We start from the raw sequence: 24,594 nt of genomic DNA on the forward strand, positions 1-24,594 counted from the left end.
AAATGACAATAACTCAGACACTTTCCATTAGAACGGTGTAAAAGCGTTAGATTTACGCCTTAACCTTTCAGCTTTAGCCATGATTCGTCCTTTCCGATGAATCATGGCTTTTACTGATATTCCCCTCTGTTTATCATTTAATTCTAATTATGGGCGTTTTCGGCTGGCGGCCTCCGGGCGGGCTGGTTACTCTGAGAACGGTTTACGCAAAATTAACAAAAGAGAATAGCTATGCATGATGCACAAATCCGTGTCGCCATTGCCGGGGCCGGTGGACGTATGGGACGCCAGTTAATTCAGGCGGCGATTGCAATGGACGGCGTTCAGTTGGGCGCGGCGCTGGAGCGCGAAGGTTCCAGCCTGCTGGGCAGTGATGCGGGCGAACTGGCGGGCGCGGGGAAAACTGGCGTGACCGTTCAGAGCAGCCTCGACGCGGTTAAAGATGATTTTGATGTATTTATCGATTTTACCCGCCCGGAAGGCACGCTGACGCATTTGGCGTTCTGCCGTGAGCACGGGAAAGGCATGGTTATCGGGACCACCGGTTTTGATGATGCCGGCAAGCAGGCTATTCGCGATGCCTCTCAGGAGATAGCGATTGTCTTTGCGGCCAACTTCAGCGTAGGCGTGAACGTCATGCTGAAGCTGCTGGAGAAAGCGGCCAAAGTGATGGGCGACTATACCGACATCGAAATTATTGAAGCGCACCATCGTCACAAAGTGGATGCGCCATCAGGCACGGCGCTGGCGATGGGCGAGGCGATTGCCTCGGCGCTGGATAAAGATCTGAAAGAGTGCGCCGTTTACAGCCGTGAAGGTTATACCGGTGAGCGCGTACCGGGCACTATCGGTTTTGCGACCGTGCGTGCGGGCGATATCGTCGGCGAACATACGGCGATGTTCGCCGATATTGGTGAACGCGTGGAGATTACGCACAAAGCGTCCAGCCGCATGACGTTTGCCAATGGCGCGGTGCGTTCGGCTTTATGGCTCAAGTCGAAACAAAACGGTCTTTTTGATATGCGTGATGTGCTTAATCTTAATGAATTATAGTATTTATTACCCATCGTGATGTGGTATTGCAGTCAGTAAGGTATTGATTGCATAGGGCGATATTTTATCGCCCTTTATTTTATTAGTTTCGCATTATTTTGTGTGTGAAATGCATAAAATAACAACTTATCTTGGTGTTGTTGGTTGTTTAAATGTAAATTTTGACCATCTGGTCTACTTTTTTTCACGCCCAAGTCCATTTTTAACATTCTTTAAGCCCCGCAAGCGTTTTCCAGTGTGAGTTAGGTGATCTTTTTGCCTGTTAAAAGCGTCAGTTAAAGCCAGTGGCGCAAAATAATAATAAAAAATGCCCTTTAAGGTAGACTTTTGTCTGGGCTCTCTCTAGAATGCCGCCGTTTGCCAGAAATTCAAAGGTAAGCAGATTTGCATTGATTTATGTCACCATTGTGAATTAATATGCAAATAAAGTGAGTGAATATTCTCTGGAGGGTGTTTTGATTAAGTCAGCGCTATTGGTTCTGGAAGACGGAACCCAGTTTCACGGTCGGGCCATAGGGGCAACAGGTTCGGCGGTTGGGGAAGTCGTTTTCAATACTTCAATGACCGGTTATCAAGAAATCCTCACTGATCCTTCCTATTCTCGCCAAATCGTTACTCTTACTTATCCTCATATCGGCAATGTCGGCACCAATGCTGCTGACGAAGAGTCTTCTCAGGTTCATGCGCAAGGTTTGGTTATCCGTGACCTGCCGCTGATTGCCAGCAACTACCGCAATACTGAAGACCTCTCTTCCTATCTGAAACGCCATAACATCGTGGCGATTGCCGATATCGATACCCGTAAGCTGACGCGTCTGCTGCGCGAGAAGGGCGCACAGAACGGTTGCATCATCGCTGGGGATAACCTCGATGCGGCGCTGGCGCTGGAAAAAGCCCGTGCGTTCCCGGGCCTGAACGGAATGGACCTGGCGAAAGAAGTCACCACCCGCGAATCCTACAGCTGGACGCAGGGTAGCTGGACACTGGCAGAAGAGCTGCCGGAAGCCAAAAAAGAAGAAGAGCTGCCATTCCACGTCGTTGCCTACGATTTTGGCGCGAAACGCAATATTCTGCGCATGCTGGTTGACCGTGGCTGTCGCCTGACCATCGTTCCGGCGCAAACGTCTGCGGAAGATGTGCTGAAGATGAACCCGGACGGCGTGTTCCTCTCCAACGGCCCAGGCGACCCGGCACCATGTGATTACGCGATTACCGCGATTCAGAAATTCCTTGAAACCGACATTCCGGTATTCGGCATCTGCCTTGGCCATCAGCTGCTGGCGCTGGCGAGCGGTGCGAAGACCATCAAGATGAAGTTCGGCCACCACGGCGGCAACCATCCGGTGAAAGATATCGATAAGAACGTGGTGATGATCACCGCGCAGAACCATGGTTTCGCGGTGGATGAAGCAACGCTGCCTGCGAATCTGCGCGTGACGCATAAATCCCTGTTCGACGGCACGCTGCAAGGTATTCACCGTACCGATAAGCCAGCGTTCAGTTTCCAGGGGCACCCGGAAGCGAGCCCAGGCCCGCACGATGCCGCACCGCTGTTCGACCACTTTATCGAGCTTATTGAGCAATATCGTCAGTCCGCGAAATAATCAGGAGTTATAAGAGCCATGCCAAAACGTACAGACATAAAAAGTATCCTGATTCTGGGTGCGGGCCCGATTGTTATCGGCCAGGCGTGTGAGTTTGACTACTCCGGCGCCCAGGCGTGTAAAGCGCTGCGTGAAGAGGGTTACCGCGTCATTCTGGTAAACTCCAACCCGGCAACCATCATGACCGACCCGGAAATGGCCGATGCGACCTACATCGAGCCGATTCAGTGGGAAGTGGTGCGCAAGATTATTGAAAAAGAGCGCCCGGATGCGGTGCTGCCGACCATGGGCGGCCAGACAGCGCTGAACTGCGCGCTGGAACTGGAACGTCAGGGCGTGCTGGAAGAGTTCGGCGTCACCATGATTGGTGCCACCGCAGACGCGATTGATAAAGCAGAAGATCGCCGTCGCTTCGACGTCGCGATGAAGAAAATCGGTCTCGATACCGCGCGTTCCGGTATCGCGCACACTATGGAAGAAGCACTGGCGGTTGCCGCTGACGTTGGCTTCCCGTGCATTATCCGTCCATCCTTTACCATGGGCGGCACCGGCGGCGGTATCGCTTATAACCGCGAAGAGTTCGAAGAAATCTGCGAGCGCGGTCTGGATCTCTCCCCAACCAACGAACTGCTGATTGATGAATCACTGATTGGCTGGAAAGAGTACGAGATGGAAGTGGTGCGTGATAAAAACGACAACTGCATCATCGTCTGCTCTATCGAAAACTTCGATGCGATGGGTATCCACACCGGTGACTCCATCACTGTCGCACCAGCCCAAACGCTGACCGATAAAGAATATCAAATCATGCGTAACGCCTCGATGGCGGTGCTGCGTGAAATCGGCGTCGAAACCGGCGGTTCTAACGTCCAGTTCTCGGTTAACCCGAAAAATGGTCGTCTGATTGTTATCGAAATGAACCCGCGCGTGTCTCGCTCATCTGCACTGGCATCGAAAGCGACTGGCTTCCCGATTGCTAAAGTGGCGGCGAAACTGGCGGTGGGTTACACCCTCGACGAACTGATGAACGACATCACCGGTGGCCGTACTCCGGCTTCCTTCGAACCGTCCATCGACTACGTTGTGACCAAAATCCCTCGCTTTAACTTCGAGAAATTTGCCGGTGCGAATGACCGTCTGACCACTCAGATGAAATCGGTCGGTGAAGTGATGGCGATTGGTCGCACGCAGCAGGAATCCCTGCAAAAAGCACTGCGCGGCCTGGAAGTGGGCGCGATGGGCTTTGACCCGAAAGTGAGCCTGGATGACCCGGAAGCGCTGACCAAAATTCGCCGCGAGCTGAAAGATGCAGGCGCTGAGCGTATCTGGTACATCGCCGATGCATTCCGTGCCGGGATGTCAGTCGATGGTGTCTTCAACCTGACTAACATCGACCGCTGGTTCCTGGTTCAAATTGAAGAGCTGGTGCGCCTGGAAGAGAAAGTAGCGGAAGTCGGTATCAACGGCCTCGACGCGGACTTCCTGCGTCAGCTGAAACGCAAAGGCTTTGCCGATGCGCGTCTGGCTAAACTGGCGGGCGTGCGTGAAGCGGAAATCCGCAAACTGCGTGACCAGTACAACCTGCACCCGGTCTACAAGCGTGTGGATACCTGCGCGGCAGAATTTGCGACCGACACCGCGTACATGTACTCCACGTACGAAGATGAGTGCGAATCCAACCCGTCCACCCGTGACAAAATCATGGTCCTCGGCGGCGGCCCGAACCGTATCGGTCAGGGTATCGAATTCGATTACTGCTGCGTACACGCCTCGCTGGCGCTGCGCGAAGACGGTTACGAGACCATCATGGTTAACTGTAACCCGGAAACCGTCTCCACCGACTACGACACCTCCGACCGTCTCTACTTCGAGCCGGTAACCCTGGAAGATGTGCTGGAAATCGTGCGTATCGAGAAGCCGAAAGGCGTTATCGTCCAGTACGGCGGCCAGACCCCGCTGAAACTGGCGCGCGCACTGGAAGCCGCTGGCGTACCGGTTATCGGTACCAGCCCGGATGCCATCGACCGTGCGGAAGACCGTGAACGCTTCCAGCATGCGGTTGACCGTCTGAAACTGAAACAACCGGCAAACGCCACCGTCACCGCTATCGAAATGGCGGTTGAGAAAGCGAAAGAGATTGGCTACCCGCTGGTGGTGCGTCCGTCCTACGTCCTTGGCGGCCGCGCGATGGAAATCGTTTACGATGAAGCTGACCTGAAACGCTACTTCCAGACCGCCGTTAGCGTCTCTAACGACGCGCCGGTACTGCTCGACCGCTTCCTCGACGATGCGGTAGAGGTAGATGTGGACGCAATCTGCGACGGCGAAATGGTGCTGATTGGCGGCATCATGGAGCACATCGAGCAGGCGGGCGTACACTCCGGTGACTCTGCATGTTCTCTGCCAGCGTACACGCTGAGCCAGGAAATTCAGGATGTGATGCGCCAGCAGGTGCAGAAACTGGCCTTCGAATTGCAGGTGCGCGGCCTGATGAACGTGCAGTTTGCGGTGAAAGATAACGAAGTCTACCTGATTGAAGTTAACCCGCGTGCGGCGCGTACCGTACCGTTCGTCTCTAAAGCGACCGGTGTTCCGCTGGCGAAAGTGGCGGCGCGTGTGATGGCAGGCAAAACGCTGGCCGAGCAAGGCGTGACCAAAGAAATCATCCCGCCGTACTACTCGGTGAAAGAAGTGGTGCTGCCGTTCAACAAATTCCCGGGCGTTGACCCGCTGTTGGGGCCAGAAATGCGCTCTACCGGGGAAGTGATGGGCGTGGGCCGCACGTTCGCAGAAGCCTTTGCGAAAGCGCAGCTGGGCAGTAACTCCACCATGAAGAAACAGGGCCGCGCGCTGCTCTCCGTGCGCGAAGGCGACAAAGAACGCGTTGTTGACCTGGCGGCAAAACTGCTGAAGCATGGCTTCGAGCTGGACGCGACGCACGGCACGGCGATTGTTCTGGGCGAAGCGGGTATCAACCCACGTCTGGTGAACAAGGTGCATGAAGGTCGTCCGCACATTCAGGACCGTATCAAGAATGGCGAATACACCTACATCATCAACACCACCGCGGGTCGTCAGGCAATTGAAGACTCCAAGCTGATTCGCCGCAGCGCGTTGCAGTACAAGGTACATTACGACACCACCCTGAACGGCGGTTTCGCAACGTCCATGGCGCTGAATGCGGATGCGAAAGAGAAAGTGATTTCGGTGCAGGAAATGCACGCGCAAATCACCAAGTAAGCGCATTTCTCTCGTCTGATTAAACGGTTCCTGTAAAGGAACCGTTTTTTTTCGCCTTCAGAACATTCCTGGCGCCTTAATCTCTTTTCATTGTAACAACCACGATTTAGATCACATCCCTCAACATTTAAGTCGCATACCATTTCACATAACCCTGATTTTAATGTGGCTTAATGTGAGCAGGCCATAACAGATTTTTAATTCGTAAAAATGGTGTGAATATGAGTGAACAATGTGTTGGTAAGCCACTCTACTTGTTAATTGCCGAATGGATCATGGCAGAAGATCGTTGGGTAACCGCAAGAGAGATCTCCATTCATTTCGATATTGAACACAGCAAAGCGATTAATACACTTTCCTATATTCTCTCTGAGGTGGGAGAAATTAGCTGTGAAGTCAAAATGATCCCCAATAAGCTGGAAGGGCGAGGGTGTCAGTGTCAGCGGTTGGTAAAAGTGGTGGCCATTGATTCTCAACTGTATGAGCGAGTCAATCATCATGTACGGGAAAAAATGGCTGGTGTGAGGAAAACGCCGCACATACCTGCGGTACCGCCAGCCGGGCTTAATCGTGAGCAAAAATGGCAAATGATGTTGTCTAAGAGTATGCGTCGATAAGACTGCCTCGCCGGATGGTTCTGCGCCATCCGGCAACATCAGCGTTTCGGTTGTACCTCCGTCGTGCCCTTCAGGCGCGGTCGATTTTCTTCCTTCTCGGTTAACGGTTCGGTTAAACGTAATCCCGTTTTGCAGCGCGCTGCCAGGTCCTGATATTCCTGCGTGTTGAGCCGTTTCCAGCGCATCTCTTCGTCGGTCACCTCCCGCAGAAATCGTGCCGGGGAGCCGACCAGCATCTGCCGGGGCGCGCCGATATAACCGGCTTTCACAAAGCTCATGGCGGCGACAATGCTTTCATCACCAATTACCGCACCGTCCATGATGACGCTGTTCATGCCGACTAAAGCGTCGCGGCCAATCACGCAGCCGTGAAGAATCGCGCCGTGGCCGATATGGCCGTTTTCGCGCACGATGGTATCCGTGTCGCAATAGCCGTGCATGATGCAGCCATCCTGGAGGTTTGACCCGGCCTCAAGGATTAACCGCCCGTAATCGCCGCGCAGCGAGGCGTGAGGGCCCACGTAGACACCCGCGCCGATAATGACATCGCCAATCAGCACCGCGCTGGGGTGGACGTAAGCCTGCGGGTGAACGACGGGGATCAGGCCTTCAAAGGCGTATATGCTCATGTTGACTCCTGTGCCGTGATTTGCCGGATGGCGGCGTAAACGCCTTATCCGGCCTACGGGGTATTGCCGGGTTAACGCCCCTTCCACACCGGTTCACGTTTTTCGGCGAACGCTAATGGGCCTTCGATGGCATCTTCGGAATGCAGCACTGCCGGGTAATGTTTTAACGCGCCGCTGCGCATGAAACGGTAACCCTCTTCAACGGTCATTTCGCTGGTGGTGCGGTAAATTTCTTTCAACGCCGCCAGCGCCAGCGGGGCGCTTTGCACTAACTGCTGTGCCAGTTCGCGGGCGTTCGCCATCAGTTCTGGCTGTGACACCACGCGGTTCACGATGCCCCAGCGCTGCGCTTCTTCCGCCGTCATGCGACGCCCGGTCATGACCATTTCGTTGAGGATTGCCGGAGGCAGATATTTCGGCAGACGCAGCACGCCGCCGCTGTCCGGAACGATACCGAGTTTGGCTTCCGGCAGGGCGAAGCTGGCATTATCCGCGCACAGAATAAAATCAGCGGCCAGCGCCAGTTCGAAGCCACCGCCAAAGGCGTAGCCGTTTACTGCGGCAATGACCGGTTTATCGAGGTCAAAAATTTCGGTTAACCCGGCGAACCCGCCCGGGCCGAAGTCGGCATCTGGCGCTTCCCCTTCGGCGGCAGCTTTCAGATCCCATCCCGCAGAGAAAAACTTCTCGCCCGCGCCGGTAATAATGGCGACGCGCAGTTCCGGGTCATCGCGAAAATTGAGAAAAACTTCGCCCATTTCGAAGCTGGTTTTTGCATCGATGGCATTGGCTTTCGGGCGATCCAGGGTTATTTCCAGAATCGCGCCGTTACGGGTCAGATGTAATGAATCACTCATGTTCCACTCCTTTTTCTGTTTTCAGCGGGCAATAGCGGCCCCACAAAAACAGGTTCGTTTTTGTTTTCAGAGAATATTCAGCGGCATGACTGCCGCCAGAGTCGTTACTTCAGGTTCTTCTTAATTATTTTCCCTGAGCAGTTCCGGGGCAGGTCGGTTCTGATCTCCATATAAGACGGCACTTTAAATTTCGCCATATGCGTTTCGCAGAAGTGGAAAAACTCTTCATGACTTAAGGTTTCGCCTTCATTGAGTACTACAAAGGCTTTTATGGCTTCGTCGCGAATATCGTCTTTAATACCAATCACCACGATGTCCTGAATTTTGGGATGCGCAGCGATAATATTTTCCAGCTCAACGCATGAGACATTTTCTCCCCCGCGTTTAATCATGTTGCAGCGGCGATCAATAAAATAGAAAAAGCCTTCGTCGTCGCAGTAGCCTGAATCGCCGGTGTGCAGCCAGCCATCCGCCTGCAATGTGCTGGCGGTGGCATCCGGGCGCAGATAGTACTCTTTAAAGAGCGTTTTCCCCGGCTCGCCTTTAATGCAAATTTCACCGATTTCACCCGGCGGTAGCGGCCGGTTCTGGTCATCACGAATTTCCGCCTGGTAGCAAAAACCGGGGCGGCCAATCGACGGCCAGCGCCGTTTGTCACCGGGCCTGTCGCCAATAATGCCGACGATGGTTTCTGTCATGCCATACGAGGTGAGCAGCCGTACGCCAAAGCGCTCAATAAACGCGTCTTTCTCCGCGACCGAAAGATTCAGGTAATACATCACTTCGCGTAGCCGATGCTGACTGTCGGTCGGCGCAGGTGGCTGTACCATCAGCGTGCGGATCATCATCGGAATGCATTCCGTGACGGTCGCGCCGTAGTGACGAACCTGCCCCCAAAAGGCGCGGGCGCTGTATTTTTCAATCAGCACAAACGTCGCCCCGGCGGAAAAGGCAGCCATCGCTGCGGTACACTGACAGTCGATGTGGAACGCGGGCATCACCGTCAGATAAATATCGTCTGCGCGCAACGCGCACTGCCAGGAGGAGTAATAGCCTGCGAAACGCAGATTATAATGGGTGATCACCACGCCTTTGGGGCGCGACGTGGTGCCAGAGGTAAACAGAATTTCGGCGGTATCTTCCGGGCTTAACGGTGGCGTATAGCGCAGTGTGGCGGGTTGCTCCGCTTTCAGACGTTGGAAATCAAGTTCTTCATCTTCGCCATCTATCAGACAGATCGTTTCCAGTTGGGTGGTGTGCGCCGCGCGAATCTGGCGATACATCGGATAAAAACGTGTGGAGGTCACCAGCAGGCGTGCCTGGCAGTGATGTAAAATCCATGCGCTTTCTTCCTGTAACAGCCGCGCGTTAATTGGCACCATAATCGCGCCGATTTTGGCCAGCCCAAACCAGCAGAAAATAAACTCCGGGCAGTTATCGAGATGCAGCGCAACCTTGTCGCCTTTACGCACGCCCAGCGCGTGAAACAGGTTTGCTGTGCGCGTGATTTCCGCATTGAGCGATGCATAACTGAATTGCTGCACGTCGCCCGCGCAGGATTCCACTATCAGCGCCGTTTTCTCACCGTAAACTTCCGCCAGACAGTCCCACATCTGACGCAAGTGTTGCCCGCCAACCATATCCATTGCGCATTCACCCACAAAATAGTCCTGGTGGTTAGCCGGTGGCCCGGCTAACGCATCCTGTTAATCCTCAACTTTGGCCAGCCCTTTGCCAACCAGTGCCTGAATATCGCTCTCGCTGTAGCCGATATTTTTCAGAATGGCGGCGGTGTCCATGCCGTGCGACGGCATACCACGCCAGATTTTCCCTGGGTTGTTTTTAAATTTCGGCATTACGTTCGGGCCTTTGCAGGTGCGACCGTCCATGGTTTGCCATTCGGTGATGGATTCTCGAGCGACGTACTGTGGGTTGCCTTCCAGTTCAGGGATGGTCAGCACTTTGGCGCAGGCAATATGCAGCTCGGCAAAGCGGGCCTGGACCTCGGCGATCGTGTGCGCCGCCAACCATTCATCAAGCTTCTCTTCTACCAGTGGACCATAGGGACACTCAATGCGATGGATCAACTGTGTGCCTTCTGGTACTTCTGGCGTACCAAGAATGTGCGCGAGACCAATATCTTTAAAGCATTCATTGATTTGTGTGATACCTACGAGTTCCATCACGATGTAGCCATCGGCGCACTTATAGAGCCCGCAACCGGCGTAGTAGGGGTCTTTCCCTTTGGTCATGCGTGGGCAGATTTCTCCGCCGTTGAAATAGTCCATCATGAAGTACTGGCCCATACGGAGCATGACTTCATACATCGCGATATCAATGCTTTCGCCTTTACCCGTTTCGCGCACTTTATACAAGGCCGCGAGGGCGGAGGTGGTGGCGGTCATCCCCGAGAAATAGTCTGCGGTGTACGGGAACGCGGGCATGGGCTGGTCGACATCACCGTTTTGGATCAGATAGCCGCTAAAGGCCTGAGCGATAGTGTTGTAAGCCGGAAGATTGGTGTACTCCTCCGTGCCGTACTGACCGAAACCGGAGAGGTGGGCGATAACCAGTTTCGGGTTGTGCTGCCACAGTACTTCGTCGGTGATGCCGCGACGCGCAAAGGCCGGGCCTTTGCTGGCTTCGATAAAGATATCGGTGGTTTCCATTAACTTCAGAAACGCTTCGCGGCCTTCATCTTTGAAAATATTGAGCGACAGCGCGCGCAGGTTGCGGCGCGACAGCTGTGGGTAGTTGGGTTGCACGCGGATGGTGTCGGCCCAGGCGACGTTTTCAATCCAGATAACTTCCGCGCCCCATTCGGCAAACATTTGCCCGGCGAACGGCCCGGCAATTTCAATACCGGAAAAAACCACGCGTAGCCCGGCGAGAGGTCCAAAAGCAGGCATCGGTAAATGAGTGGTCATGATATAGCTCCTGTTGCCGGATGGCGGCTACGCCTTATCCGGCCTACAAAATCACAGGCCCGGGGTAGGTCGGATAAGGCGTAGCCGCCATCCGACATCGAAACCGCACCGGGCATGTTGCCTGGTTAACGATATTGTTTCAGCACGGCACGGCCCAGCGTCAGGATCTGCATTTCATCAGAGCCGCCGGAGACGCGGTCTACGCGCAGGTCACGCCAGAAGCGAGTGATACGGTGGTTACCCGCAATCCCCACGCCGCCGAGTACCTGCATCGCGGTATCTACCACTTCAAAAGCGGCATTGGCGCAGAAATATTTACACATCGCCGCGTCACCAGAAGTAATAGTGCCGTTATCTGCTTTCCAGGCAGCTTCAAACAACATGTTTTTCATGGAGTTAAGCTTGATGGCCATATGGGCAAATTTTTCCTGAATCAGCTGGAAGCGGCCAATGGTTTCGCCAAACTGCACGCGCTGGTTGGCATAGCGGGCGGCGTCTTCGAAGGCGCACATCGCGGTGCCGTAGTTGGTCAGCGCCACCAGGAAACGTTCGTGGTCAAACTCTTCTTTCACGCGGTTGAAACCGTTGCCTTCGCGGCCAAACATGTCTTTTTCTTCCAGCTCAACGTCGTCGAAGGTCAGCTCGCAGCAGCTGTCCATACGCAGGCCGAGTTTTTCCAGCTTGTTGATCTTGATACCCGGTTTGCTCATATCGACGCACCATTCGGTGTAAATCGCTTTGTCCGGGGATGCGCCATCGCGCGCCATTACCACCACGTATGGGGTATAAGCGCTACTGGTGATGAAGCATTTGCTGCCGTTGAGGTAGACCTTGCCGTTTTTGCGGGTGTAGGTGGTTTTCAGGCTGCCGACGTCAGAGCCCGCGCCCGGTTCGGTAATCGCCGAGTTCCACATCTGTTTCCCGGTGCCCTGGAAGGCCATGATCTTATCGATCTGCTCCTGGGTGCCTTCGCGCAGGAAGGTGTTGAAGCCGCCCGGCAACTGATAGAGCACGTAGGTCGGCGCGCCAAGGCGGCCCAGTTCCATCCATACTGCCGCCACGGTGACGAACCCGGCATCTAGTCCACCGTGTTCTTCCGGCAGCAGCAGGCTATCAATGCCCATATCAGCCAGCGCTTTCACAAAACGTTCCGGGTAGACGCTATCGCGATCGCACTCGGCAAAATAGGCTTCCCAGTTTTCACTGGCCATCAGTTCACGAATACCGGCGACAAACAGTTCCTGCTCATCATTCAAATTGAAATCCATCTTCTAACCTCTTAATCGTGTTGGGTTTAATTAGTCTTTCCAGTTCTGCTTCGCGTCTTTGATAAAGGAGAGCGTCACCATGATGTTGACGAAGAACAGCGGGCAGCCGCCGGCGATAATCGCCGTTTGTATTGGTTTGAGGCCGCCAAGTGCCAGCAGGACAATACCGATAACACCGACAAGTACAGACCAGCCGATACGTACCAGCAGCGGCGGTTCTTCACCATCGCGCACTTCGCGACAGGTGGACATCGCCAGGGTGTAGGAGCAGGCGTTAATCAGCGTGACGGTGGCAATAAAGCAGAGGATGAAGAATCCCCACATGGTGGCGGTGCTGAGCGGTAATGCGGCCCAGGTTTCAATGATGGCGCGCGCCACACCGTGTTGTTCAATCAGTTGCGGAATGTTGAGGACGTTTTTATCCATCAACAGCAGGGTGTTGCTGCCAAGGACGGTCCACAAAATCCAGGTCGATGCGGTCAGGCCCAGTACCATACCGAAGCAGAGTTCACGCACGGTACGACCACGGGAAATACGCGCGAGGAAGATACTCATCTGGATAGCGTAAATGACCCACCATGCCCAGTAGAAGACTGTCCAGCCCTGCGGGAAGCCGCCTTTGCCGATCGCGTCGGTATAGAACAGCATGCGCGGCAGATACATCAGCAGCATTCCGACGGAGTCGGTGAAGTAGTTCATGATGAAGCTGGCGCCACTGACGATAAACACCCAGCCCAGCATCAGGAAGCTTAAATAGCTGCGCACGTCACTGGCGATCCTGACCCCTTTTTGCAGGCCGCAGGCGACGCAGATGGCGTTCAGGATAATCCAGCAGGTGATGATGATGGCGTCGAGTTGCAGCGTATGCGGAATGCCAAACAGCCACTGCATACACTCGGTGACCAGCGGTGTCGCCAGACCCAGACTGGTGCCCATAGCGAAGATTAACGCTACCAGGTAGAAGTTATCGACGATGGTACCGAACAGACCTTTCGCGTGTTTTTCGCCAACCAGCGGCACCAGGGTGGAGCTGGGGCGAATCACGTCCATCTTGCGAACAAAGAAGAAGTAAGCAAACGCCACGGAGAGGAAGCTGTAGGTTGCCCACGGCAGCGGCCCCCAGTGGAACAGGCTATACGCCAGGCCAATCTCTTTCGCCCCGGTCGAGTTAGGCGCAAGCGCGAACGGCGGTGTGGAGATGTAGTAGTAGATTTCGATGGAGCCCCAGAACAGCACGGCAGCTGACGTACAGGAGGCGAACATCATAAAAATCCAGCTGGCGGTGCTGAATTCCGGCGGTTCGTTACCGAGTTTCTTTTTAGCGTACGGGCCAAACACCAGCCAGAACCAACCAAACAGCATGACGACCATGTACCATTCAAATGCCCAACCCCAGACATTGGTGACATAGCTAAATACGGCATTAATAACGATGTTCGCCGCGTCAAGATCGCGAACGGTTAGCCAACAAAGTATTCCGACAATAATTAACGGCGGAAAAAAAACCTTCGGCTCTATTCCTGACTTTCTCTTTTCATTTTTCATGAGTGAATTCCACTGTGAAGACTAAAATTATTTAGCGTTCCCGGTTGTTCCATTTTTTGTCTATTATTGTTAATAATTTATTAATAACTATTTAACCTCAAAGTGGCGTTAGAAAGTAATTCATAATGGGTATTCAAATTCAGGCATTCCGTGATATCTGTCACACTTTTTCGTGTGAGGATGTTTGCGGGAAAATCGATAAATTATCTTTATTAATCATTGGTATATTGGTTCTTTGGTGGCTAAATTAGGCCGTTGTCTTTCAATATTGGTGATCCGCCAAACAATATTGAAAATCTCGCAAATGAGAACCGTGTGTTCAATATTGTTGAGATAGATAACATTATTGAAAGTTGTATTTTTCAGCGTGTGACATTTTCAATATTGGTGATTATTGTTTTATTTCCGAATTAAAGTGCGTGATATCTATATTTACCACCGCCGATATGGACGATGATCCCTTCATGATTTCTGGAGATGCAATGAAGATAATTACTTGCTACAAGTGCGTGCCTGATGAACAGGATATTGCGATCAATAACGCTGATGGTTCATTAGATTTCAGCAAAGCGGATGCGAAGATCAGCCAGTACGATCTCAACGCCATCGAAGCCGCTTGCCAGTTAAAACAACAGGCCGCGGACGCTCAGGTGATTGCCATGAGCGTGGGCGGTAAGGCGCTGACCAACGTCAAAGGCCGCAAAGATGTGCTCTCTCGCGGGCCGGATGAACTGGTTGTGGTGATTGACGATCAATTCGAACACGCGCTGCCGCAGCACACTGCCGCCGCGCTGGCCGCCGCGGCACAGAAGTCAGGCTTTGATCTGATTCTGTGCGGTGACGGATCCTCTGACCTTTATGCGCAGCAGGTGAGCCTGCTGGTGGGTGAAACCCTGGGTATCCCGGCGGTGAACGGCGTCAGCAAGATCCTGTCACTTACCGACAACACGCTCACCGTTGAGCGCGAGCTGGAAGATGAAACCGAAACGCTGGCTATCCCGCTGCCGGCGGTCGTGGCTGTCTCAACCGATATCAATACCCCACAGATTCCTTCAATGAAAGCCATTCTGGGTGCGGCGAAAAAACCGGTTCAGGTGTGGTCGCCGGCGGATATTGGCTTCACCGCGCAGGAAAGCACCTCTTCGCAGCAGGTTGCCGCGCCGAAACAGCGCGAGCGTCAGCGCATCATCATTGAAGGTGATGGCGAAGAACAGGTCGCCAAATTTGTCGATCATCTGCGAAAAATCATTAACTAATAGGGGATGTTATGAGCAAGTTTTCCAGTGTCTGGGTATTCAGCGATACCCCTTCTCGCCTGCCGGAACTGATGACTGGTGCACAGGTATTAGGCGAAAAAATCCATACGTTCACCCTCAGCGACGCGGACAGCGCGCTGGCGTTCCAGTTGGGTGCCAATCAGGTATGGCAGCTGTGTGGCAAGCCGGACGATCGCATGATGGAAGATTATGCGGGCGTGATGGCCGATACCATCCGCCAGCAGGGGGCCAATGGCCTCGTGCTGTTGCCAAACAGCCGTCGCGGTAAATTGCTGGCGGCGAAACTCGGCTTCCGCTTGTCGGCGGCAGTCTCTAACGATGCCAGCGCAGTTGTGGCGCAAGAGGGTAGCGTTGCGGTTAAACACATGGTGTATGGCGGCCTGGCGATTGGCGAAGAGACGATCCGCTCGCCGTTTGCGGTGATGACGCTCAGTAGCGGAACGTTTGATGCCGTACAGCCGAACGCATCGCTCAGCGGTGAGGCGCAGAAAGTCGAGTGGCAAGCCCCTGCGGTAGCGATCGCCCGCACGGCGACGAAGCCGCGCCAGAGCAGCAACGTTGATCTGGACAAAGCACGTCTGGTGGTCAGCGTGGGTCGCGGTATCGGCAGCAAAGAGAATATCCCGCTTGCCGAGGCGCTGTGTCAGGCGATTGGTGCTGAACTGGCCTGTTCTCGCCCGGTCGCGGAAAACGAAAAATGGATGGAGCATGAGCGCTATGTCGGTATCTCCAACCTGATGCTGAAACCGGAGCTCTATCTGGCGGTCGGGATTTCCGGGCAGATCCAGCATATGGTCGGCGCGAACGGTGCGCAGACGATCTGTGCGATCAACAAAGATAAAAACGCGCCGATCTTCCAGTATGCCGATTACGGCATCGTGGGCGATCTGATGAAGATCCTGCCTGAGCTGACCCGCGCGTTAGCCCGCTAGCGCCTCTGTACAGGGCGTTTCGCGCCCTGTCTTCTGACTTCTGGAGTGGTTATGTCTGAAGATATCTTTGATGCCATTATCGTCGGTGCCGGGCTTGCGGGTTCGGTGGCGGCGCTGGTGCTGGCCCGTGAAGGCGCCGATGTGCTGGTTATCGAACGCGGTAACTCTGCGGGCGCGAAAAATGTCACCGGTGGGCGTATTTATGCCCATAGCCTGGAGCGCATCATTCCTGGCTTTGCCGAAATTGCGCCCGTTGAGCGGCGCATCACCCATGAAAAACTCGCCTTTATGACCGAAAAAGGGGCGATGACCATGGACTACCTCAACGGCGAAGAGGCCGGTGCATCGCAGGTCTCTTATTCGGTGTTACGCAGTAAATTTGACGCGTGGCTGATGGCGCAGGCGGAAGAGGCGGGCGCGCAGTTGATCACAGGGATCCGCGTCGATAACGTCGTACAGCGCGACGGCAAAGTGGTCGGCGTGGAAGCCGATGGCGATATCCTCGAAGCGAAGGTGGTGATCCTCGCTGACGGTGTGAATTCTCTGCTGGCGGAAAAACTCGGTATGGCGAAGCGCGTGGATGCCGCCAACGTGGCCGTCGGGGTGAAAGAACTGATCGAACTGCCGAAATCGGTGATTGAAGAGCGCTTCCAGCTTCAGGGCAACGAAGGCGCGGCCTGCCTGTTTGCCGGCTCACCGACCGATGGCCTGATGGGCGGCGGGTTCCTCTATACCAATGAAGACACGCTTTCGCTGGGTCTGGTCTGTGGCTTGCATCATCTGAAAGATGCAAAGAAATCCGTGCCGCAAATGCTGGAAGATTTTAAACAGCACCCGGCGGTCGCACCGCTGATCGCGGGCGGAAAAATGGTGGAGTATTCGGCGCACGTGGTACCGGAAGCGGGCATGAATATGCAGCCGGAACTGATCGGTGATGGCGTATTAATCGCCGGTGACGCTGCCGGGATGTGTATGAACCTTGGCTTTACCATTCGCGGTATGGACCTGGCGGTGGCTGCGGGGGAAGCGGCGGCGAAAGCGGTGTTATCCGCGAAACAGAATAATGATTTCAGCCGCAACGGCCTGGCTTCTTATCGCCAGCTTCTGGATAACGGCCCGATGCGCGATATGCGCATGTATCAGCGCCTGCCCGCGTTCCTCGATAACCCGCGCATGTTCACGCGTTATCCGGAAATGGTGGTGGGTGTCGCACGCGATCTGTTCACCATCGATGGCAGCGCGCCGGTGCCGATGCTCAAGAAAATCCTTCAGCATGCGAAGAAAGTGGGTTTTATCAATCTGATGAAGGACGGCATTAAAGGAGTGACCGTACTATGACTTCCCCTGTAAACGTCGACGTCAAACTGGGCGTCAATAAATTCAATGTCGATGAAGAAAACCCGCACATCATTTTGAAAACAGACCCCGATAAAGCGGCGCTGGATGTGCTGGTAAAAGCCTGCCCCGCCGGGCTGTATAAAAAGCAGGATGACGGCAGCGTGCGGTTTGATTACGCGGGATGTCTGGAGTGTGGTACCTGCCGCATTCTTGGCCTTGGGACAGCGCTGGAAAAATGGGAATATCCGCGCGGCACATTTGGCGTGGAATTCCGCTATGGGTGAGGTTTGTGCCGGATGGCGGCGACGCCTTATCCGACCGGGAAAAACTAACGAATGCTCTTCAGGAATATGTAGGCCGGATAAGCGTTAGCGCCATCCGGCAAAAGGAACAAACAGGACACCACCATGCCGCAGCCCAGAAACTTTGATGACATCAAATTCTCCTCTATTCACCGCAGGATCATGCTGTGGGGAAGCGGCGGGCCGTTTCTGGATGGCTATGTGCTGGTGATAATCGGCGTTGCGCTGGAACAGCTCACGCCTTTCCTCAAGCTCGATGCCGAATGGATTGGCCTGTTGGGCGCGGCGACGCTGGCGGGGTTATTCGTCGGCACCACGTTGTTTGGCTACATTTCCGATAAGGTCGGGCGGCGTAAAATGTTCCTGATCGATATCATCGCCATTGGGCTGATATCGGTCGCGACGATGTTTGTCTCTTCGCCCGTCGAGCTGCTGGTGATGCGCGTACTGATTGGCATCGTGATTGGCGCGGATTACCCCATTGCTACTTCCATGATCACCGAATTTTCCAATACCCGTCAGCGGGCGTTCTCCATCGGTTTTATCGCCGCGATGTGGTACGTCGGCGCGACCTGCGCCAACCTGGTGGGATACTGTTTGTATGACGTTGAGGGCGGCTGGCGCTGGATGCTCGGCAGCGCTTTTATTCCCTGCCTGATCATTCTGATTGGTCGTTTCGACCTGCCGGAATCGCCGCGCTGGCTGCTGCGCAAGGGAAGGGTGGAAGAGTGCCAGCAGATGATGATCAAACTGTTTGGCGAACCCGTCACATTCGATGATGAACCACCGAAAGAGACGAGCTTCCTGCAACTCTTCAATCGCCGTCACTTCCCGTTTGTGCTGTTTGTCGCGGCCATCTGGACCTGTCAGGTGATCCCGATGTTCGCCATCTACACCTTCGGGCCGCAAATCGTTGGCCTATTGGGCTGGGAGCAGGGCAGAAGCGCGGCGCTCGGCAACGTGGTGATCAGCCTCTTCTTTATGCTGGGCTGCGTACCGGCAATGTTCTGGCTTAACAGCGTCGGGCGGCGAATGTTGCTCATCGGCAGTTTTTTGATGATGACCCTGGCGCTGGCGTTGCTTGGCGTGGTGTCTAATCTGGGGATTGGGCTGGTGGTGTTTGCCTTTGCGGTGTACGCGTTTTTCTCCGGCGGACCGGGTATTTTGCAATGGCTCTATCCTAATGAGCTTTTCCCAACGGATATCCGCGCATCTGCGGTGGGGGTGATTATGTCGCTGAGCCGGGTGGGAACGATTATCTCGACCTGGGCGCTGCCGGTGTTTATTACCCGCTATGGGATTAACAATGTGATGCTGATTGGCGCGGGAATTTCTTTTATCGGGCTGGCGATTTCCGTGATGTTTGCGCCGGAAACGCGCGGAATGTCGCTGACACAGACGGCGAACATGACGATTCGTGGGAAGTCTGTGTCCTGAAAAGGTGACCTTAGGAGTGTTCTGGTTCTGTTATGTACATCAGCACGTTAGTCTATAGTTAACAATTAATTGACATAATGTGACTGAGAAGCAGGGAGAACACCATGCAAAAACGTATTTTGATTACCTCCATTTTTACCGCCGCAGCACTGTTTACTGTCGCGGGCTGTTCATCGAATCAGTCTGTGAAAACCACCGATGGCCGCACGATTGTGACCGACGGCAAGCCGCAGGTGGACGACGACACCGGGCTGGTCTCCTATGAAAATGCTGAAACCGGCAAAACTGAGCAGATTAACCGCGACCAGGTTAAATCCATGAACGAGCTCAACAACTGATTTTGATTTGACGATGGGTGGCCGCGCCACCCATGTACCTGTCGCGCAACTCCCCCCTAATTGTTCTGTTAGCCAGGCCTCTGGCGGTCTACACTGTTCCTGTTACATAACAATAATGCAGTGATAACAGGCTAAACATGATTCTCATTATTTATGCGCATCCTTATCCGCAGCACTCGCATGCGAATAAGCGGATGCTTGATCAGGTAAGGACGCTGGACGACGTAGAGGTTCGCTCGCTCTACAGCCTCTATCCAGATTTCAATATCGATATCGCCGCGGAGCAGGGCGCGCTTAGCCGTGCCGACCTCATCATCCTTCAACACCCCATGCAATGGTACAGCACGCCGCCGTTGCTTAAGCTGTGGATGGACAAAGTACTGTCGCACGGCTGGGCGTATGGTCACGGCGGAACCGCGCTGCACGGCAAAAGTATGCTGTGGGCGGTCACCACCGGCGGGGCGGAAAGCCATTTTGAGATTGGCTCACACCCTGGGTTCGATGTGCTGGCGCAGCCGCTGGAAGCAACGGCGATTTACTGCGGCCTGAAGTGGCTGCCGCCGTTTACTCTCCACAGCACCTTTATCTGCGACGAAGAAACGCTGCAGGCGAAGGCGCGTCATTACAAACAGCGTTTGCTGGCCTGGCAGGAGGATAATCGTGGATAACCATACTCTGATTCAGGCGCTGATTTATCTCGGCTCCGCCGCGCTGATTGTGCCGATTGCCGTGCGCCTCGGGCTGGGCTCGGTGCTCGGCTACCTGATTGCCGGTTGTATTATCGGCCCGTGGGGCTTGCGCCTGGTGACCGATGCCGAGTCTATCCTGCACTTCGCCGAAATTGGTGTGGTGCTGATGCTGTTTGTCATCGGCCTTGAGCTGGACCCAAAACGTCTGTGGAAACTGCGCGCCTCGGTATTTGGCGGCGGCCTGCTGCAAATGGTGGTGTGCGGCGCGTTGATTGGCCTGTTCTGTATGTTCCTCGGCCTGCGTTGGCAGGTGGCGGAACTGATTGGCATGACGCTGGCGCTCTCTTCCACGGCGATAGCCATGCAGGCAATGAACGAGCGTAATCTTACCGTTTCCCAGGTCGGGCGTAGCGCGTTTGCGGTGCTGTTGTTCCAGGATATCGCGGCAATCCCGCTGGTGGCGATGATCCCGCTGCTGGCAACCAGCGGTGCATCCACCACGTTGGGCGCGTTTGCCTTTTCTGCGCTAAAGGTTGCAGGGGCACTGGTGCTGGTTGTCCTGCTGGGGCGCTACGTCACGCGGCCCGTACTGCGTTTTGTGGCGCGTTCCGGCCTGCGCGAAGTGTTCAGCGCCGTGGCGCTGTTCCTGGTCTTCGGCTTCGGTTTCCTGCTGGAAGAAGTGGGCTTGTCGATGGCGATGGGCGCGTTTCTGGCGGGCGTATTGCTGGCGAGTTCGGAGTATCGACACGCGCTGGAAAGCGATATTGAACCGTTTAAAGGCTTGCTGCTGGGGCTGTTCTTCATTGGCGTCGGCATGTCTATCGACTTCGGTACGCTTATCGATCACCCGCTGCGTATTGTGACGCTGCTGTTTGGCTTCCTGATTATCAAATCGGTCATGCTGTGGCTGATTGCTAAACCGTTGCAGGTTCCGCGCTCTCAGCGCGCCTGGTTTGCGGTGCTGCTGGGGCAGGGGAGTGAATTCGCCTTCGTCGTCTTTGGCGCGGCGCAGATGGCAAACGTGCTGGATGCTGACTGGGCGAAAGCCCTGACGCTGGCGGTTGCCTTGTCGATGGCGGCGACACCGATTCTGCTGGTGCTGCTGACCCGTATGGAAGCACGTAAAAGCGGCGGTGAACAGCGCGAAGCGGATCAGATTGATGAAGAGCAACCGCGCGTAATTATCGCGGGCTTTGGCCGTTATGGTCAGATTACCGGTCGTCTGCTGCTCTCCAGCGGCGTGAAGATGGTGATCCTCGATCACGACCCGGATCACGTTGATACCCTGCGTAAATTCGATATGAAGGTCTTTTACGGCGATGCGACGCGCGTCGATATGCTGGAATCCGCTGGGGCGTCGAAGGCGGAAGTGCTGATTAACGCCATTGACGATCCGCAAACCAGCTTACAGCTTACTGAACTGGTGAAAGAACACTTCCCTAACCTGACGATTATCGCCCGTGCCCGCGATGTTGAGCATTATATTCAACTGCGCCAGGCTGGGGTGGAATCACCGGAACGTGAAACCTTCGAAGGCGCGCTGAAGTCGGGCCGCATGGCGCTGGAATCGCTGGGGCTGGGCGCTTATGAGGCGCGTGAACGTGCTGACCTGTTCCGTCGCTTTAACACCCGTATGGTGGAAGAGATGGTGGAAATGGCTGAGAACGATGCGTCGACACGTGCGGCGGTGTTCAAACGCACCAGCGCGATGCTGACGGAAATCATCAATGAAGATCGTAATCATCTGTCGCTGATTCAGCGTCACGGATGGCAGGGAACGGAAGAGGGCAAACACAGCGGTAACCCCGCGGATGAGCCCGAAATAAAGCCTTCTGCCTGAGCGTAAAAATGTGATGTTACGCAGGGTTTACGGCTAACTCGCTGTTTCTACTTACCTGTAATGCTGGCGGTCCACTTCACACTCGTGGACTCGCCAGCAATTCTGAAAATTTTCGTATTCTTTACTCTGCGCCCAGTCGACGAAAGATTATGCTTTCCGTATAGTGGCGACAATTTTTTTGTATCCGGGAAACACTCAATGATCAGTCTGATTGCTGCGCTAGCGGTAGATCGCGTCATCGGCATGGAAAACGCCATGCCCTGGAATCTCCCCGCCGATCTGGCGTGGTTTAAACGCAACACGCTTAACAAACCTGTCGTAATGGGTCGCCTGACCTGGGAATCGATCGGTCGCCCGCTGCCGGGCCGTAAAAACATCGTTATCAGCAGCCAGCCAGGCACCGACGATCGCGTCCAGTGGGTTAAATCTGTGGATGAAGCCATTGCCGCCTGTGGTGATGTGGAAGAGATTATGGTGATTGGCGGTGGTCGTGTTTACGAGCAGTTCCTGCCGAAAGCGCACAAGCTGTACCTGACGCACATTGATGCGGAAGTGGAAGGCGACACGCACTTCCCGGATTACGATCCGGACCAGTGGGAATCCGTGTTCAGCGAATTCCACGACGCGGATGAGCAGAATTCGCATAGTTATTGTTTTGAGATTTTAGAGCGCCGGTGATCCCTGAGGTATCAGGGCCTTCAAATGGAGCATTGGATGAATCATTTTTATCAGCTTAAAGTCTCGCTTAAAGGTGTCGAACCCTCCGTCTGGCGCAGAATTGTGGTTCCGGCAGACATCCCCCTTGATCGTCTCCACGATGTTATTCAGATAGTTATGGGGTGGCAGGATAGCCACCTGCATAGCTTTACGTTCAAGAAACGCAATTTCGTGGAGTGTCCGGATTCACCCAATGATGAAAATGAGGCTTTCATTCGATTGAATGAATTGCTGAAAAAGCATGGAAACACCCTGCGCTATGTTTATGACTTTGGCGATGAGTGGGAACATGAGATCTATCTTGAAGACAAAGCCTATTTCGACGATCAAATGCCCGGCCCGATTGAATGTATTGCAGGCCTGATGGCTTGCCCTCCAGAGGATTGCGGTGGGGCAGCGGCATATATGCATATTTTGCAGGCCATTTTTGATCCGCAAAATAATGAAGACGTGTATGAAGAATTTCTCGAAGAGATGGGTTTGCCGGATATTGATGTAGCTGAATTACAGGCCGTTATTTTTAATTATGATGTTGATGCCGCGAACTACGCTTTGGCACAGTATTTACGCTGGTCAAGGGAGCGAGCGCTGCCTTTGATGGAAGATGAGGGTTAAAAGATTCAGGTTTAGTGTCGTTTGTATCCCCTCACCCTAACCCTCTCCCTCAAGGGAGAGAGGACTGATTGAGCTTCATGGTTAGATGTGAGCGATTTTCTCCCTCTCCCTGCGGGAGAGGGCCGGGGTGAGGGCATTAAGACGCCACAGCCTCGCCCATTCCGGGATCGATATGTCGATTCGATGCCTGAGTAAAGTACTGCTTATCTTCCCAGCGCAGACAGGTTAAATCCCCGCCCCAGCAGCATCCGGTATCCAGTGCGTACACGCCTTCCGGTGTACCGCGACCTTCCAGAGACGCCCAGTGGCCAAACACTACGCTGTACTCCTCCGTAACCGGCCCTGGTATCGCAAACCACGGTTTGAGCGGCGCAGGGGCGTTTTCCGGCGCTTCTTTGGTATACATATCCAGTTGCCCGTTCGGGAAACAGTAGCGCATGCGGGTGAACGCGTTAGTGATAAACCGCAGACGCGCCAGGCCCGTTAACTGTGGCGACCAGTTATTCGGCATATCGCCATACATCGCGTCCAGGAAGAAGGGATACGAGTCGCTCGACAGCACCGCTTCGACGTCGCGAGCGCACTGTTTTGCTGTTTCCATGTCCCATTGCGGGGTGATCCCGGCGTGGGCCATCACCAGCTTCTTCTCTTCATCCACCTGCATCAGCGGCTGACGACGCAGCCAGTTGAGCAGTTCGTCGGCGTCCGGGGCTTCCAGCAGCGCATTAAGCCTGTCTTTGGGCTTATTGCGGCTGATCCCGGCAAACACCGCCAGCAGATGCAGGTCATGATTACCGAGGACGATACGCACGTCGTCGCCCATCGATTTAACATAGCGCAGCACGTCCAGAGAGCCAGGGCCTCGCGCGACGAGGTCGCCGGTCAGCCACAGCGTGTCTGTCCCAGGGGTAAACTCCACCTGATCGAGCAATGCGATCAACTCATCAAAGCAACCGTGAATGTCGCCAATAAGGTATGTAGCCATGTGTTTTTAATGGATTAGTGTCGGGACAAAGAGACGGAATACGGGAATGTCGATAGAGAACGGTTTGCCGTCGATATCGACCATTTCATAGTGGCCCTGCATGGTGCCAAGCGGGGTTTCGAGTACCGCACCGCTGGTGTACTGATATTCGTCACCGGGTGCGATATGCGGCTGGACGCCAACGACGCCCTCGCCCTGTACTTCGGTTTCACGACCATGGCCGTTGGTGATGAGCCAGTAGCGGCCCAGCAGCTGAACCTGAGTTCGCCCGAGATTGCGGATGGTTACCGTGTAGGCGAAGACATAACGCTCTTCGTCCGGTAGAGACTGCGATTCAATGTAAACACTTTGAACCTGGACGCAAACTCGAGGCGAATCAATCAT

At 54.4% G+C, this 24,594-nt stretch carries 22 protein-coding genes; 14 read left to right on the plus strand and 8 right to left on the minus strand.

Translation table 11 applies throughout. The features are described from left to right. Nucleotides 1-231: 231 nt before the first annotated feature. The 4 genes from dapB (at nucleotide 232) to caiF (ending at nucleotide 6,514) form a co-directional block, all read left to right on the plus strand. Nucleotides 232-1,053 (plus strand): 4-hydroxy-tetrahydrodipicolinate reductase, encoded by an 822-nt coding sequence (dapB, locus tag ACWWFX_RS14045; protein WP_473224077.1) that lies wholly within the window; start codon nucleotides 232-234, stop codon nucleotides 1,051-1,053. Nucleotides 1,054-1,508: 455 nt separating this feature from the next. Next, nucleotides 1,509-2,657: a glutamine-hydrolyzing carbamoyl-phosphate synthase small subunit gene (gene carA, locus ACWWFX_RS14050; RefSeq protein ID WP_015965977.1), complete on the plus strand. Its 1,149-nt coding sequence runs from the start codon at nucleotides 1,509-1,511 to the stop codon at nucleotides 2,655-2,657. 18 nt (nucleotides 2,658-2,675) lie between these two features. After that, nucleotides 2,676-5,897: a carbamoyl-phosphate synthase large subunit gene (gene carB / locus ACWWFX_RS14055; protein WP_276221959.1), complete on the plus strand. Its 3,222-nt coding sequence runs from the start codon at nucleotides 2,676-2,678 to the stop codon at nucleotides 5,895-5,897. A gap of 221 nt (nucleotides 5,898-6,118) precedes the next feature. Then, nucleotides 6,119-6,514, plus strand: coding sequence for a carnitine metabolism transcriptional regulator CaiF (caiF, locus tag ACWWFX_RS14060; RefSeq protein ID WP_015965975.1), 396 nt, complete (start codon nucleotides 6,119-6,121; stop codon nucleotides 6,512-6,514). Between the two features lie 38 nt (nucleotides 6,515-6,552). Here caiF and caiE read toward each other — a convergent pair whose 3' ends face one another. The 6 genes from caiE to caiT form a co-directional block, all read right to left on the minus strand. Beyond that, the gene (gene caiE / locus ACWWFX_RS14065; RefSeq protein WP_231825413.1) at nucleotides 6,553-7,143 is read right to left on the minus strand and encodes a carnitine operon protein CaiE; all 591 of its coding nucleotides are present in this window, start codon (nucleotides 7,141-7,143) and stop codon (nucleotides 6,553-6,555) included. A gap of 71 nt (nucleotides 7,144-7,214) precedes the next feature. Next, the gene (caiD, locus tag ACWWFX_RS14070) at nucleotides 7,215-8,000 is read right to left on the minus strand and encodes a crotonobetainyl-CoA hydratase (RefSeq protein ID WP_149463060.1); all 786 of its coding nucleotides are present in this window, start codon (nucleotides 7,998-8,000) and stop codon (nucleotides 7,215-7,217) included. A 104-nt stretch (nucleotides 8,001-8,104) separates the two neighbouring features. After that, entirely contained in the window at nucleotides 8,105-9,646 is a 1,542-nt protein-coding gene (gene caiC, locus ACWWFX_RS14075; RefSeq protein ID WP_473224139.1) for a crotonobetaine/carnitine-CoA ligase, read from the minus strand. A gap of 60 nt (nucleotides 9,647-9,706) precedes the next feature. Beyond that, nucleotides 9,707-10,927 carry an L-carnitine CoA-transferase gene (gene caiB / locus ACWWFX_RS14080; protein ID WP_231825411.1) on the minus strand — a complete coding sequence of 407 codons (1,221 nt, stop codon included), beginning with the start codon at nucleotides 10,925-10,927 and terminating at the stop codon, nucleotides 9,707-9,709. A 125-nt stretch (nucleotides 10,928-11,052) separates the two neighbouring features. Then, on the minus strand, nucleotides 11,053-12,195 hold the full coding sequence (gene caiA, locus ACWWFX_RS14085; RefSeq protein WP_015965970.1) for a crotonobetainyl-CoA dehydrogenase: 1,143 nt from the start codon (nucleotides 12,193-12,195) through the stop codon (nucleotides 11,053-11,055). Nucleotides 12,196-12,225: 30 nt separating this feature from the next. Further along, on the minus strand, nucleotides 12,226-13,740 hold the full coding sequence (gene caiT, locus ACWWFX_RS14090) for an L-carnitine/gamma-butyrobetaine antiporter (protein ID WP_276221963.1): 1,515 nt from the start codon (nucleotides 13,738-13,740) through the stop codon (nucleotides 12,226-12,228). A gap of 482 nt (nucleotides 13,741-14,222) precedes the next feature. Here caiT and ACWWFX_RS14095 point away from each other — a divergent pair, with 482 nt between their 5' ends. From ACWWFX_RS14095 to ACWWFX_RS14140, 10 genes are all read left to right on the plus strand, one after another. Further along, nucleotides 14,223-14,996: an electron transfer flavoprotein FixA gene (locus ACWWFX_RS14095; RefSeq protein ID WP_015965968.1), complete on the plus strand. Its 774-nt coding sequence runs from the start codon at nucleotides 14,223-14,225 to the stop codon at nucleotides 14,994-14,996. Between the two features lie 11 nt (nucleotides 14,997-15,007). Then, complete coding sequence (locus tag ACWWFX_RS14100) at nucleotides 15,008-15,949, plus strand: electron transfer flavoprotein subunit alpha/FixB family protein (protein ID WP_473224078.1); 942 nt, start codon at nucleotides 15,008-15,010, stop codon at nucleotides 15,947-15,949. A gap of 51 nt (nucleotides 15,950-16,000) precedes the next feature. Further along, nucleotides 16,001-17,287 carry an FAD-dependent oxidoreductase FixC gene (gene fixC, locus ACWWFX_RS14105; RefSeq protein ID WP_473224079.1) on the plus strand — a complete coding sequence of 429 codons (1,287 nt, stop codon included), beginning with the start codon at nucleotides 16,001-16,003 and terminating at the stop codon, nucleotides 17,285-17,287. Beyond that, nucleotides 17,284-17,571 carry a ferredoxin-like protein FixX gene (gene fixX, locus ACWWFX_RS14110; RefSeq protein ID WP_149463066.1) on the plus strand — a complete coding sequence of 96 codons (288 nt, stop codon included), beginning with the start codon at nucleotides 17,284-17,286 and terminating at the stop codon, nucleotides 17,569-17,571. Before fixC ends, fixX begins: the two co-directional genes overlap by 4 nt. A 123-nt stretch (nucleotides 17,572-17,694) precedes the next feature. After that, nucleotides 17,695-19,026: an MFS transporter gene (locus ACWWFX_RS14115; RefSeq protein WP_473224080.1), complete on the plus strand. Its 1,332-nt coding sequence runs from the start codon at nucleotides 17,695-17,697 to the stop codon at nucleotides 19,024-19,026. 104 nt (nucleotides 19,027-19,130) lie between these two features. Beyond that, nucleotides 19,131-19,364, plus strand: a complete 234-nt coding sequence (locus ACWWFX_RS14120; RefSeq protein ID WP_276221975.1) for a YgdI/YgdR family lipoprotein — start codon at nucleotides 19,131-19,133, stop codon at nucleotides 19,362-19,364. Nucleotides 19,365-19,501: 137 nt separating this feature from the next. Beyond that, the gene (gene kefF / locus ACWWFX_RS14125; RefSeq protein WP_276221977.1) at nucleotides 19,502-20,032 is read left to right on the plus strand and encodes a glutathione-regulated potassium-efflux system oxidoreductase KefF; all 531 of its coding nucleotides are present in this window, start codon (nucleotides 19,502-19,504) and stop codon (nucleotides 20,030-20,032) included. Continuing rightward, nucleotides 20,025-21,893 carry a glutathione-regulated potassium-efflux system protein KefC gene (kefC, locus tag ACWWFX_RS14130; protein ID WP_473224081.1) on the plus strand — a complete coding sequence of 623 codons (1,869 nt, stop codon included), beginning with the start codon at nucleotides 20,025-20,027 and terminating at the stop codon, nucleotides 21,891-21,893. The genes kefF and kefC overlap by 8 nt, the downstream gene beginning before the upstream one ends. A gap of 198 nt (nucleotides 21,894-22,091) precedes the next feature. Further along, nucleotides 22,092-22,571, plus strand: a complete 480-nt coding sequence (folA, locus tag ACWWFX_RS14135) for a type 3 dihydrofolate reductase (RefSeq protein WP_041686321.1) — start codon at nucleotides 22,092-22,094, stop codon at nucleotides 22,569-22,571. A gap of 36 nt (nucleotides 22,572-22,607) precedes the next feature. Next, nucleotides 22,608-23,225: a plasmid pRiA4b ORF-3 family protein gene (locus tag ACWWFX_RS14140; protein WP_473224082.1), complete on the plus strand. Its 618-nt coding sequence runs from the start codon at nucleotides 22,608-22,610 to the stop codon at nucleotides 23,223-23,225. Nucleotides 23,226-23,361: 136 nt separating this feature from the next. On the opposite strand, the gene apaH is transcribed toward ACWWFX_RS14140, so the two are convergent. Further along, complete coding sequence (apaH, locus tag ACWWFX_RS14145) at nucleotides 23,362-24,210, minus strand: bis(5'-nucleosyl)-tetraphosphatase (symmetrical) ApaH (protein WP_276221983.1); 849 nt, start codon at nucleotides 24,208-24,210, stop codon at nucleotides 23,362-23,364. Nucleotides 24,211-24,216: 6 nt separating this feature from the next. Further along, nucleotides 24,217-24,594, minus strand: a complete 378-nt coding sequence (gene apaG, locus ACWWFX_RS14150; protein WP_276221985.1) for a Co2+/Mg2+ efflux protein ApaG — start codon at nucleotides 24,592-24,594, stop codon at nucleotides 24,217-24,219.

Source organism: Pseudocitrobacter sp. 2023LY-00077 (assembly GCF_055796175.1).

What these genes read in the sequence shown, in the direction of transcription:
- ACWWFX_RS14140 (WP_473224082.1), top strand. Translation starts at nt 22,608, where the DNA reads ATGAATCATTTTTATCAGCTTAAAGTCTCGCTTAAAGGTGTCGAACCC.
- caiA (WP_015965970.1), bottom strand. Translation starts at nt 12,195, where the DNA reads ATGGATTTCAATTTGAATGATGAGCAGGAACTGTTTGTCGCCGGTATT.
- apaH (WP_276221983.1), bottom strand. Translation starts at nt 24,210, where the DNA reads ATGGCTACATACCTTATTGGCGACATTCACGGTTGCTTTGATGAGTTG.
- caiE (WP_231825413.1), bottom strand. Translation starts at nt 7,143, where the DNA reads ATGAGCATATACGCCTTTGAAGGCCTGATCCCCGTCGTTCACCCGCAG.
- caiF (WP_015965975.1), top strand. Translation starts at nt 6,119, where the DNA reads ATGAGTGAACAATGTGTTGGTAAGCCACTCTACTTGTTAATTGCCGAA.
- caiC (WP_473224139.1), bottom strand. Translation starts at nt 9,646, where the DNA reads ATGGATATGGTTGGCGGGCAACACTTGCGTCAGATGTGGGACTGTCTG.
- ACWWFX_RS14095 (WP_015965968.1), top strand. Translation starts at nt 14,223, where the DNA reads ATGAAGATAATTACTTGCTACAAGTGCGTGCCTGATGAACAGGATATT.
- carB (WP_276221959.1), top strand. Translation starts at nt 2,676, where the DNA reads ATGCCAAAACGTACAGACATAAAAAGTATCCTGATTCTGGGTGCGGGC.
- caiD (WP_149463060.1), bottom strand. Translation starts at nt 8,000, where the DNA reads ATGAGTGATTCATTACATCTGACCCGTAACGGCGCGATTCTGGAAATA.
- caiT (WP_276221963.1), bottom strand. Translation starts at nt 13,740, where the DNA reads ATGAAAAATGAAAAGAGAAAGTCAGGAATAGAGCCGAAGGTTTTTTTT.
- apaG (WP_276221985.1), bottom strand. Translation starts at nt 24,594, where the DNA reads ATGATTGATTCGCCTCGAGTTTGCGTCCAGGTTCAAAGTGTTTACATT.
- ACWWFX_RS14115 (WP_473224080.1), top strand. Translation starts at nt 17,695, where the DNA reads ATGCCGCAGCCCAGAAACTTTGATGACATCAAATTCTCCTCTATTCAC.
- fixX (WP_149463066.1), top strand. Translation starts at nt 17,284, where the DNA reads ATGACTTCCCCTGTAAACGTCGACGTCAAACTGGGCGTCAATAAATTC.
- folA (WP_041686321.1), top strand. Translation starts at nt 22,092, where the DNA reads ATGATCAGTCTGATTGCTGCGCTAGCGGTAGATCGCGTCATCGGCATG.
- caiB (WP_231825411.1), bottom strand. Translation starts at nt 10,927, where the DNA reads ATGACCACTCATTTACCGATGCCTGCTTTTGGACCTCTCGCCGGGCTA.
- ACWWFX_RS14100 (WP_473224078.1), top strand. Translation starts at nt 15,008, where the DNA reads ATGAGCAAGTTTTCCAGTGTCTGGGTATTCAGCGATACCCCTTCTCGC.
- ACWWFX_RS14120 (WP_276221975.1), top strand. Translation starts at nt 19,131, where the DNA reads ATGCAAAAACGTATTTTGATTACCTCCATTTTTACCGCCGCAGCACTG.
- kefF (WP_276221977.1), top strand. Translation starts at nt 19,502, where the DNA reads ATGATTCTCATTATTTATGCGCATCCTTATCCGCAGCACTCGCATGCG.
- fixC (WP_473224079.1), top strand. Translation starts at nt 16,001, where the DNA reads ATGTCTGAAGATATCTTTGATGCCATTATCGTCGGTGCCGGGCTTGCG.
- dapB (WP_473224077.1), top strand. Translation starts at nt 232, where the DNA reads ATGCATGATGCACAAATCCGTGTCGCCATTGCCGGGGCCGGTGGACGT.